The organism is Flavobacterium sp. (assembly GCF_044369455.1).
Classification (GTDB): Bacteria; Bacteroidota; Bacteroidia; order Flavobacteriales; family Flavobacteriaceae; genus Flavobacterium.
Window position 1 is genome coordinate 43326 of record NZ_JBIPLW010000014.1, and the last position, 11035, is coordinate 54360.

The 11035-nt window shown below is 34.2% G+C and carries 5 protein-coding genes and 3 tRNA genes; 2 read left to right on the top strand and 6 right to left on the bottom strand.

The window, feature by feature from the left end; all coding sequences use genetic code 11:
- Positions 1 to 3: 3 nt before the first annotated feature.
- The 5 genes from ACIQ2L_RS12015 to ACIQ2L_RS12035 all read right to left on the bottom strand — a co-directional run bounded on the left by ACIQ2L_RS12015 (position 4) and on the right by ACIQ2L_RS12035 (position 3507).
- On the bottom strand, positions 4 to 1464 hold the full coding sequence (locus tag ACIQ2L_RS12015; protein WP_396159128.1) for a phytoene desaturase family protein: 1461 nt from the start codon (positions 1462 to 1464) through the stop codon (positions 4 to 6).
- 37 nt (positions 1465 to 1501) lie between these two features.
- Positions 1502 to 2404: a MerR family transcriptional regulator gene (locus tag ACIQ2L_RS12020; RefSeq protein ID WP_396159130.1), complete on the bottom strand. Its 903-nt coding sequence runs from the start codon at positions 2402 to 2404 to the stop codon at positions 1502 to 1504.
- A gap of 807 nt (positions 2405 to 3211) precedes the next feature.
- A tRNA-Leu gene (locus ACIQ2L_RS12025) sits at positions 3212 to 3295 on the bottom strand.
- A 41-nt stretch (positions 3296 to 3336) separates the two neighbouring features.
- Positions 3337 to 3409: transfer RNA gene (locus ACIQ2L_RS12030), tRNA-Lys, on the bottom strand.
- 25 nt (positions 3410 to 3434) lie between these two features.
- Positions 3435 to 3507: transfer RNA gene (locus ACIQ2L_RS12035), tRNA-Lys, on the bottom strand.
- Between the two features lie 183 nt (positions 3508 to 3690).
- Between ACIQ2L_RS12035 and ACIQ2L_RS12040 the strand changes: the two genes are divergently transcribed.
- Positions 3691 to 4209 carry a shikimate kinase gene (locus tag ACIQ2L_RS12040; protein ID WP_396159132.1) on the top strand — a complete coding sequence of 173 codons (519 nt, stop codon included), beginning with the start codon at positions 3691 to 3693 and terminating at the stop codon, positions 4207 to 4209.
- Here the strand turns inward: ACIQ2L_RS12040 and ACIQ2L_RS12045 are convergent.
- The gene (locus tag ACIQ2L_RS12045; RefSeq protein ID WP_396159134.1) at positions 4201 to 4698 is read right to left on the bottom strand and encodes a phosphoribosyltransferase family protein; all 498 of its coding nucleotides are present in this window, start codon (positions 4696 to 4698) and stop codon (positions 4201 to 4203) included. The two genes, ACIQ2L_RS12040 and ACIQ2L_RS12045, sit on opposite strands and share 9 nt — an antisense overlap.
- A 334-nt stretch (positions 4699 to 5032) precedes the next feature.
- Between ACIQ2L_RS12045 and ACIQ2L_RS12050 the strand changes: the two genes are divergently transcribed.
- Complete coding sequence (locus ACIQ2L_RS12050) at positions 5033 to 10909, top strand: fibronectin type III domain-containing protein (RefSeq protein WP_396159136.1); 5877 nt, start codon at positions 5033 to 5035, stop codon at positions 10907 to 10909.
- The last annotated feature ends 126 nt before the right edge of the window (positions 10910 to 11035 follow it).

Below are 11035 nucleotides of genomic sequence, written 5' to 3' on the forward strand. Positions count from 1 at the left end.
AAATTATAAATTTTTCTCAATAAGTTCAGCAACAAGTTTTCCGGAAATTAATGCTGGAGGCACACCTGGACCAGGAACAGTTAATTGTCCGGTAAAATAAAGGTTTTTTACCTTCTTACTCTTTAATTTGGGCCTTAAAAATGCAGTTTGTAATAACGTATTGGCCATTCCGTATGCATTTCCTTTATAGGAATTATACTCTTTAATAAAGTCCTTAACACAAAAAGATGCTTTAAATATAATACTATTTTTTACATCTTGTTGCGTGATTTTTTCAAATCTTGAAATAATTTTTTCAAAGTATAAATTTCTCAATTCTTCTGTATCTTCAATTCCTGGGGCTATCGGTATTAAAAAAAAACCATTTTCACAATCTTTTGGAGCTAATTTTTCATTTGTTATTGATGTAAAGTTAGCGTAAAATAATGGTTCTTCTGGCCATTTTGGATTATCATAAATATCAGAGGCATGAATATCAAAATCAACATCAAAAAATAAATTGTGGTGTACTACATTCTTTAGTTTTTTATTGAATCCGACATAGAATAGGAGCGAGGAAGGTGCAAAAGTTTTCTTCTCCCAATAATTTTCAGAGTATTGACGGTATTCGGAGTCTAGTAATGTTTCTGAGTGATGATAATCAGCACCAGTTAGCACAATATCGGCAGTTATTGTAGTTCCATTAATAATAATACCTGTTGCTTTTTTGTTTTTAACTATAATTTTTTCAACAGCTGAATTCGTATGAATAGTAACTCCCAATTCTTTTGCTAATTTTTCCATACCTAAAATAACGCTATACATGCCGTTTTTAGGTTGCCATGTACCCAGTCCAAAATCGGCGTAGTTCATAAAACTGTAAAAAGAGGGTGTATCGGATGGTTTTGCACCAAGAAACAAAACTGGAAATTCTAAAATTTGTATTAGTTTTTTATTTTTAAATTTCTTTTTAACATCTTTACTTATATTAGAAAAAAACTGATTAACCTTTTGTGCTGTTTGAAGTGTTATTAATTCTAAAGGTGATTCTCCCGGTCTATAAACCAAATCTTTAATAGCAATATCATAATTGCTTTTGGCCTCTTTCATAAACGACTCTAATTGTTTTCCACTCCCTTTTTCTATAGACTCAAATGTTTCAATGATCTCCGGTAGATTATCTGAAATAGTGACGAAATCGTTAATGTCAAAAAAAACTTTGTAAGCTGGAGATAATTTACTGAGTTCATAATAGTCCGAAGGTTTCTTGTTAAAATCGTTGAAGAAACGTTCAAAAACATCAGGCATCCAATACCAAGAAGGGCCAATATCAAAAGTAAAACCTTCTCTAATTAATTGTCTAGCTCTTCCTCCGATGGTTGCATTTTTTTCAAAAACAGTAACATCATTTCCTTGTTGCGCTAAATAGCAAGCAGCAGCAAGAGACGAGAAACCAGATCCAATTATTTTGATTTGTTTTTTCATTTTTTCTTTAAAGCAAAAAAAATTATAAGATAAAATTTTAATAAGTGATGGTATCAACCAACTCTTTAATAGAGCTAAATGTGCTGATTTTTTCGGAAATTAATTTTGGGTCAATATTTTGAATCATTCGACCAATAACCCACAAATTAGATGTTTCATCTAAAACTTCATCATTAACTTGTTTAATATAATCATTAATTAAATCTTTATTAGGTTCAACGGTTGAATAGCATATGTAGGTAATATTATCAAAATATTTTTTCATGTCTTTCAAACTGTCTAAAGGAACACTCTCGCCAAGATAAATACTTTTATAACCGTGATTTATAATTTCATAATTAAGATACATTAATCCCAAATCATGAATTTCATTCATAGGAAGGTAAAGAATGAATATCTTATCATCATAAATCGGAGCTTTTGATTGAACAATTTCAGTATTATTCAATAGTTTTTGCTTGATTAAATAAGAGATGAAATGCTCATGGGCAGGAGTTATAGTGTCCGTTTGCCAGAGCAAACCAATTTCTTCTAAAAGCGGAATAAAAACTTCGTAAAACACACTTCTAAATGATTTTTCAGAAAGTAGTTTATTATACGTGCTGAAAAATAAGGCATGGTCAAAATTCATCATAGCCATTTTGAACGAACTAATGGCATGATGTTTTACACTTTTATCAGAAATAATTTCGTTGACTAATTCCGGAATTTTTTTGTCAGTTAGTTTTGATATTTTTGATATTTTATAACCGTGATTGTGCAGTAAGGTAATGTTTAGTAGCTTCTGAAGGTTTGATAAATCATAGGTTCTTATATTAGTTTCAGTTCTGATAGGAGAAAGTACATTATATCTTTTTTCCCAAATACGTATTGTATGCGCTTTAATTCCCGTAATATTTTCTAAATCTTTGATACTGAAAACATTTTTAACATTGTTCATTGTTTGAATTTATTAGTTAAACAAAATTAACAAAATAACGTTACAACCATTTCTTTATTAGGAAAACTTTATAAAAAAGAGTAATCCAAAATAATTTATCCTTATAAATCACCGTTAAGTCTGTATTTAGAGTATAAAAGCTATTGCTGAAGAAGTGGCTTAGTGAAATATTTTTAAGAAATTAACTTCGTTTTTCCCTCAAAGGGCCGCTTTGAGAATACCAGCGAACACTGTTTTTGTTAAAAGAGAATAGGGAATACCTTCGTTTTTCCCTCAAAGCTCCGCTTTGAGAATACCAGCGAACACTGTTTTTGTTAAGAGAATAGGGAATACCTTCGTTTTTCCCTCAAAGCTCCGCTTTGAGAATACCAGCGAACACTGTTTTTGTTAAAAGAGAATAGGGATTAACTTCGTTTTTCCCTCAAAGCTCCGCTTTGAGAATACCAGCGAACACTGTTTTTGTTAAGAGAATAGGGAATACCTTCGTTTTTCCCTCAAAGGGCCGCTTTGAGAATACCAGCGAACACTGTTTTTGTTAAAAGAGAATAGGGATTAACTTCGTTTTTCCCTCAAAGCTCCGCTTTGAGAATACCAGCGAACACTGTTTTTGTTAAAAGAGAATAGGTAATACCTTCGTTTTTCCCTCAAAGCTCCGCTTTGAGAATACCAGCGAACACTATTTTTGTTAAAAGAGAATAGGGATTAACTTCGTTTTTCCCTCAAAGCTCCGCTTTGAGAATACCAACAACGCAAAAAAATAATTTCAAGCAAGCTTGATTATTTTTTTGGGTTGTTGGTATTCATTCGTGACCACGATGGGATTCGAACCCACACGTCCTTTCGAACACCACCCCCTCAAGATGGCAAGTCTACCAATTTCTCCACGTGGCCCAAAATAAAAAAAGTCATTCACCATGGCGAACGACTTTTTGTGACCCGACTGGGGCTCGAACCCAGGACCCCATCATTAAAAGTGATGTGCTCTACCAACTGAGCTATCGAGTCTTAAATGTATTCTAGAAAAAAAACGTGACCCGACTGGGGCTCGAACCCAGGACCCCATCATTAAAAGTGATGTGCTCTACCAACTGAGCTATCGAGTCTTTTTCTTTTCTTGAATACTTCACTGGAGTCTATTTTTTATAGGAGTTCAGTGATTCGCCATATGGCTTAATTGCGGGTGCAAATATAAGACCTTATTATTCATATTTCAAAGCAATTTTATTATAAATTTACCTTTTTTTGACCAAGGGTGTTAATGGTCTAATTTATAAGGATTTATTGCAATGAATAAAGTTGTTTTAATAGGTTATATGGCTGTTGGTAAAACTACTATTGGACAGTTGCTGGCTCAAAAAATGAATTGGAAATGGCTTGATTTGGATAAAGTTGTGGAAAAAAAAGTAAATTTATCCGTAAATGAAATCTTCAAACTGAAAGGTGAGATTTATTTTAGAAAATTAGAACATGAAGTGTTTAAAGAGATCATTCAAAATAATGAAAAAGTAATTATCAGTACCGGAGGTGGTACTCCTTGTTATGCAAATAATCATTTACTAGTAAATGGCGAAAATATCGTTTCAATATATTTATGTGCTTCTATCGATGTCATTTTTGAGCGACTTAAAAACGCTAAAAATATGCGTCCCTTAGTTGCTAATCAATCCGAGGTTGATTTGAAAGAGTTCATTGCTAAAAATCTATTTGAAAGGAGCTATTTTTATAATCAAGCCACTTATAAAATTACCATTGATTCAAAATCGACAGCCACTATTACAAATGAAATCTTCGAAGTCTTACACTAAGTAGGCATAATTATTATTTTCTTCAAAAACCACGTGAACATGTTCTTTTGATGATGTTGAAAGTGAGATGCCTTTAAAATCTGCTTTAACAGGAAACTTTTTGTGATTCCTATCCACTAAAACAACTGTCTTGAATTTCTTTGTTGGAACTTCTAAAAAATGTTTAACACCATAAATTAATGTGCTTCCAGAATTTAAAACATCATCAACTAGTATGATATTTTTATTCTTATAATGCTCTTTGGTAATAGAGGTGACTATTGGGTTGAATGGGTTTTTTTTGTCAATTTTGACTTCACATAAGGTTACTTTTAAATCAGAAATAGTACTCAATACAGAACTAATTTTTATGGCTAAAGTATAGCCATTGTTCGAAATCCCGGCCAAAATTATTTCTTTTTCGTCAGCAAAGGTTTCAAATATTTGATAAGCGATTCGTTTTATTTTATGATCAATTTCTTGATTGTTTAAAATAATATTTTGATTCATACTGTTGTTTTTTTTCAAAGATAAAAAACTGTTTTATTCTTTGCGAAACGAATTAATAAGTTTTTTATTTAATTACTCTATTATATCAAACTATTTTTATTAATTTTCTTTTTTGTAGGATTATAGTATAACATTGATAGAATAGTACTTTACGTTCAACGATATTGTAAGGTATTTTATCGATTTTAGTAAAAAATGCAGTAGAAAAAGGTATCTTTTTTTTAAAAATTGACATAATTTTAGTTTATTTGTAAATTGTTGAATAACGACTTAAACAATTTAAAAACAATATTTTAAGTATTTTATCACTACCTACTAAGAAACAATACTTTATATGATGAATTACGCAAGTGCCCTAAAAACAAATGGAGTACTAAAAAAGCACATTTTAGTTTTTTTAGTAGTAAGTTTTTTTTCGTCATTTATTCAATTGGGTTATGCTCAGGTTAGTACCTATGGCTTTAGTGAATCTATAACAAGCTATACTCCTTTGTCAGCGCCTGCTAATGCTTATGCAGCACCTTGGGATGACCATGTTAGCGGATCAGCATTCTTAGCACCTATCGGATTTAATTTTGTTTATAATGGGGTAATTCAAACACAATGTTTCGTAAGTCCAAACGGCTTTATTTCTTTTGGAGTTCAACCCACACCTATTAATTATTTACCTTTAAGCGGAGCAACCTCATTTGCAAACGGAGGAACGATAAGTGCTCTTGGAATAGATTTAATTTCAGGAACTCCAACAGATAACATAGTTTATCAAACAATTGGTTCATCTCCTAATAGAGTTTTCGTTGTGCAATGGACGAATGCTAGAAGAAAAGTGGCAACTGGAAATTTTAATTTTCAAATTCGATTAAATGAAACTACAAATACGGTTCAGATCGCTTATGGAACCTCTTCTACAGTTGATCCAACGCCTTATAATGTCCAGCTGGGCATACGCGGAGTTACCAACGACTTCTTACAAGGTGAAGTAAATAATCGATTGCAAAGTGGAGCTAATACTAACGTTCCATGGTCGGGCAGAACAGTACTAGGAACTGCAAATTCAAGTACTGTTAGAACTAGTGTTACTGAGTTTCCAAATAATGGATTGTTATACACTTATACACCACCATTAGCATGCGTAACACCTGCGGCAAGTCCAACATCCTTTAATATTGGTGCTACAAATGTAGATGCAACAAGTTTCACTGGAAATAGTTTTACTGCGGCTGTACCCGCACCAACTAATTATTTAATAGTAAGGAGTACTGTTAATACAACACCTACAAATATAGATATCCCTAATCGGGTGTATTGGGCAGTCAATGATGTAATTTCTGGAATTTATACTGTAATTAGTACATCAAGTGCGACTTCATTTACGCAAACGGGTTTGACTCCGAATACACGATATTATTATTGGATAATACCCTATAATGCAGGGTGTTTAGGAGGACCATTTTATAGAATGACGAGTATAGCAAGTGCTACTAACGCAACTTGTATAGCGGCACCAACTGCTATTGCTTCTTCAAGTGTTGACGGTAATTCATTTATTGCAGATTGGAATGGAGTTGCAGGCGCTACTGATTATCGTATTGATGTTTCAACAACAAATACATTTGCAACAACATTGCCAGCTTATACCAATTTTTCAACCGGTGGTGCTTCAAATTTAACATTACTCGGACTTAATCCTTTGACGACCTATTACTTTAGAGTTCGCGCAGTTGGATTAGGTTGTGGTTTAAATAGTACAACGGGAACAGTGACAACTACTTGTGGCGCTTTCACAGTTCCATATTCTCAAAATTTTGACACAACTCCAGTAGCAGCAGTTCCGAATTGTTTTGTGATTACAGATGTAAATTCAGATACTAATCGATGGCAAGTTCAAAATTCCTCCGCTTCGTCTAACCCAAATGCAATTCATTTAAGAACAAATGTGGTTGATGATTCAGATGATTGGTTTATTTTGCCCGGTATAGTATTATCAAATAGTGTTACCTACAGGTTAAAGTTTAGATACAACACGACAAATCCCTCATTTTTTTCAGAAAATCTTAGGATAATTATGGGTACAAGTCAAAATGTTCCTAGTATGAATATCACATTATTCAATTTGAGTAACTTTAATAATACAGTTTATCAAACCGCTATCGTCGATTTTACACCTGCAATTTCTGATGTTTACTTTATAGGTTTTCAAGGTTTTAGTTTTGCTAATCAAAGTAAAATTTTGATAGATGATATTAGTGTAATTGTTTCCCCAACATGTTTTGAGCCAACAGATATTACAGTGACTTCAGTAAGTTCAACCACAGCAACATTATCATGGACAGCCAGTGTGCCCGTGCCTTCAAATGGTTATGAATATTTTGTTAGTACTACAAATACACAACCTACTAATTTTACAATACCTACAGGGTCAGTTGGAGCTGGAATCACAACTGCTACTATTACGGCATTATCACCAGCTACTTTATATTATGTTTGGGTAAGAGGAAATTGTGGACCTACTGATAAAAGCGAATGGAGTTTGTTAGCAGCTTTTAATACAGACTGTTCCGTTTCAACTTTAATACCTGTTGTAAACGGCACTTTGTGTGGAGGTGGATCTGCTACACTAAGTGCTACTGCAAGTATGGGATCAACAATAGAGTGGTTCTCGGATGCTGCAGGTACCAATTTGGTTGGTTCCGGACCTAATTTTGTTACACCAACACTATTTTCTAGTACGACTTATTATGCTCAATCTAAATCTACGGGTGGTCAAGATACCGTTGGGCCTTTTTCTCCGACTTCTCAAGGAGGAACATTAGCAATACAATCGAATTCTGTTCGTTTGAGTTTTTTAGTTAATAATGCAACTACTTTTCAATCGATTGATATATATCCGCTGGTCTCTGGACAAAACGGAGTATTGACTATCCGGGCCGTTTCAAATGCAGTTATTAGCACTTACAATTATACCACTAATACTTCTGGAGGTGGTATGCCACAAACAATACCATTAGGTTTGAATTTAACTCCAGGAAATTACTTTCTGTCTTTTGATGTGATGCCTGCTTCTGGTTTTATTATTAATGTTGATAACACAGCTTATCCATACGCTTCCACAACAGCATCTATTTTGGGTAACGATTTTGATAATTCCTATTTCATTTATGCTTACAATTGGAAATTTTCAAATATTTGTAGATCTTTATTGACTCCGGTTACCGCTAGTATTTCCCCAGCACCTCCGTTATCTTTTAGTTCGACTTCAACAACTTTATGCTCTGGTGAAACATCTCCATTGGTTACAGTTTTAGGATATTCCGCATATAATAATTTTGTATGGACGCCAAATACAGGAATTAGTGGTTCTTTGGCAGCAGGTTTTACTTTCGCACCGTTAGTGACTACTACGTATTCTTTAGTGGCAACTCAAACATCAGGAGGGCTATGTGCTTCCTTAATTACCTATACCGTAAATGTAAATGCTGAGCCACCGGCAATTACTATAGTTCCTTCTTTAGCGGCTGTTTGCCCAGGTTTGGTTCAACCTTTAAACGCAACTCTAGCAGCAGCAACTCCAGTTGTTATTTTAAGTGAAAATTTTAATGGTGCAACAAATAATTGGACAACAATCAACAATTCAATTGGTGGAACTCCTGCTGCATCTTCATGGACATTGCGAAATAGTCCATACACTCCTCCGGGTGGATGGAGTTTACCTATAAGAAGTAATGATGCTTCTCAATATTATTTCAGTGATTCTTACGCGCAGGGATTTCCTAGTTCTAACCTAACACAAACCTATTTAGTATCACCGGTTATTAATTTAGCTGGATTTACAAGTATAACTTTAAGTTTTTGGCAATATTTGCGCTATATACCAGGCAATAGGGCACGTGTCGAATCATCTATCGATGGGGGTATAACTTGGCAATCACCTCCAAGATTAGTGCAAACAGTTACTCAAGGTACACCCTCCGGCTTTGTTAATACAACAGTTAATTTAAGTGGATTAATAGGAAATTCAAATGTACGAATTCGCTTTTTTTATGAAGCATCATACGATTATTGTTGGGCAATAGATAATGTAAATATAACGGGTACTTTAGCTTTAGAGGTAAGTTGGTCACCTACAACAGAATTGTTTTTTGATGCAGCAGCAACAGTGCCTTATATAGCCGGAACACCAACTGCAATTGTTTATGCAAAACCAACGGCAACTAGGACTTATACTGGTACAGCTTTGGGTGCAAATGGATGTTTCACCAGTAATAGTGCTACGCTTACTGTCTTGCCAAGTGTAACACCCGGATTGTTGTCGAGTAGCCAAACCATATGTAGTGGGTTTTCCCCAAATAACTTAGTGTTAACAGGGTCTGTAGGGACAATTGTTAGGTGGGAGTATGCATCTAATGCTACATTTACTAGTGGGCTTACCACTATTGTTAATACAACAACAACGCTCACAGCTGCAGCTATTGGTACCTTTACTGGAAATCGGTTTTACAGAGTAGTATTGCAAAACGGTTCCTGTCCTATTGTATATTCTAATAGTGTAACTATTAGTTTTTCTTCTACAACATGGAATGGAGCAACATGGAGTAATGGAGTTCCTTCATCAACATTAAAAGCTGTTTTCAATGGTAATTATACTTCAACAAGCAATCTGCAAGCGTGCTCTGTTGAAGTACTTTCGGGAGCAGTAGTTTTTAATACAAATCACACGCTTACTGTTCAAAATGATGTTAAAGTTACTGGCGGTTCACTTACATTTGATAATAACTCAAGTTTACTTCAAATAAATCATTTAGATAATAATGGAGTGCCTTTTTCTAATACGGGTAATATTACCTATAAAAGAGCGACAACGCCAATGTTTAAGTTTGATTATACGTATTGGTCTACTCCAGTAAATCCTCAAAACTTATTGGCGGTTTCACCTTTGTCTCCTGCCTCATTGTTTTTTGAATATAATTCGACTACCAATAATTGGCAGTATGTTCTTAGCCCAGCAACGAACAATATGATTCCGGGCAAGGGTTACATTTTCAGAGCTCCTAGTAACTTTCCTCCAGGACTTCCTGATCTTGCTCCACCACAACCGTATACCGCTTCTTTTATAGGAGTACCTAATAACGGAATTATTTCCTTACCTGTTACGGGTGGTGCCAGTCAGTTTAACTTATTGGGGAATCCATATCCGAGTACACTTTCAGCAGATGCCTTTTTATTAGATGTAGCAAATGCGGCTACTTTGAGCGGAACACTCTATTTCTGGACCCACAATACACCACTAAATGCAGCCTATCAATATAGCGGAAGTGATTATGCTCTATATAATTATTTGGGCGGTACTGGTACATCAGCAGCAACAAATACGGGTTTAAATATTTCCGTTCCGAATGGTAAAATAGCTTCTGGTCAAGGATTCTTTATCAAAGGTCTTTCTAACGGAACTGCTACTTTTAAAAATAGCATGCGAATTGCAGGTGATAACGATCAGTTTTTCAGAACTTCTAGTACTAACGTTACTTCTTTTTCAGAACTTGAAAAGCACCGATACAGGATCAACATTAACAATACACAAGGTGCTTTTAAACAAGCATTAATTGGTTATGTAGATAGTGCAACTATGGGCTTAGACCGTTTGTTTGATGGTGAGATGGTAGATGTAGGTAATGCAATATCTTTGTATACTTTAGTAGACAATACCAAATTGAGTATCCAAGGAAGGCCATTGCCTTTTGAGGTAACCGATACTATTCCGTTAGGGATTAAATCTACAATAAGCAGCGACTACAGTATTTCCTTGTACGATTTTGATGGCTTGTTTACGAATCAAGATATTTATTTAGAAGATAGGCAGGTTAATGTCATTCATAACTTAAAAACAGGACCTTATTCCTTTACAACCAATGTAGGTACTTTTGACAACCGCTTTGTCTTAGGGTACACCGAAACAAGTTTAGGTGTTGATCCTGTGTTTAACGAAAATGCCGTGGTCATCTATAAAAACAATGACAATAGATTTGTGATTAATTCGGGTAATTATACTATGGATAATGTGAAAGTCTTTGATACTAGAGGTCGTTTATTATACAATTTAAAAGATATTAATGCCACACAAACTATTTTTGATGGTGGTATGACCAATCAGGTATTACTAGTGCAAATTACTACAGTTGAGGGTGTTAAAGTAACCAAGAAAGTCATAAGATAAATTCCTAGATTTATAATATGTTATCATTAAATCCTTGTTTTTTAACAGGGATTTTTTGTAGCTATTTTAGACCTAAAAATTGAGTTAATGACACTATATCTAACGAGAACATAAAGATTTATTAAC

What these genes read in the sequence shown, in the direction of transcription:
- ACIQ2L_RS12015 (WP_396159128.1), bottom strand. Translation starts at nt 1,464, where the DNA reads ATGAAAAAACAAATCAAAATAATTGGATCTGGTTTCTCGTCTCTTGCT.
- ACIQ2L_RS12050 (WP_396159136.1), top strand. Translation starts at nt 5,033, where the DNA reads ATGATGAATTACGCAAGTGCCCTAAAAACAAATGGAGTACTAAAAAAG.
- ACIQ2L_RS12045 (WP_396159134.1), bottom strand. Translation starts at nt 4,698, where the DNA reads ATGAATCAAAATATTATTTTAAACAATCAAGAAATTGATCATAAAATA.
- ACIQ2L_RS12040 (WP_396159132.1), top strand. Translation starts at nt 3,691, where the DNA reads ATGAATAAAGTTGTTTTAATAGGTTATATGGCTGTTGGTAAAACTACT.
- ACIQ2L_RS12020 (WP_396159130.1), bottom strand. Translation starts at nt 2,404, where the DNA reads ATGAACAATGTTAAAAATGTTTTCAGTATCAAAGATTTAGAAAATATT.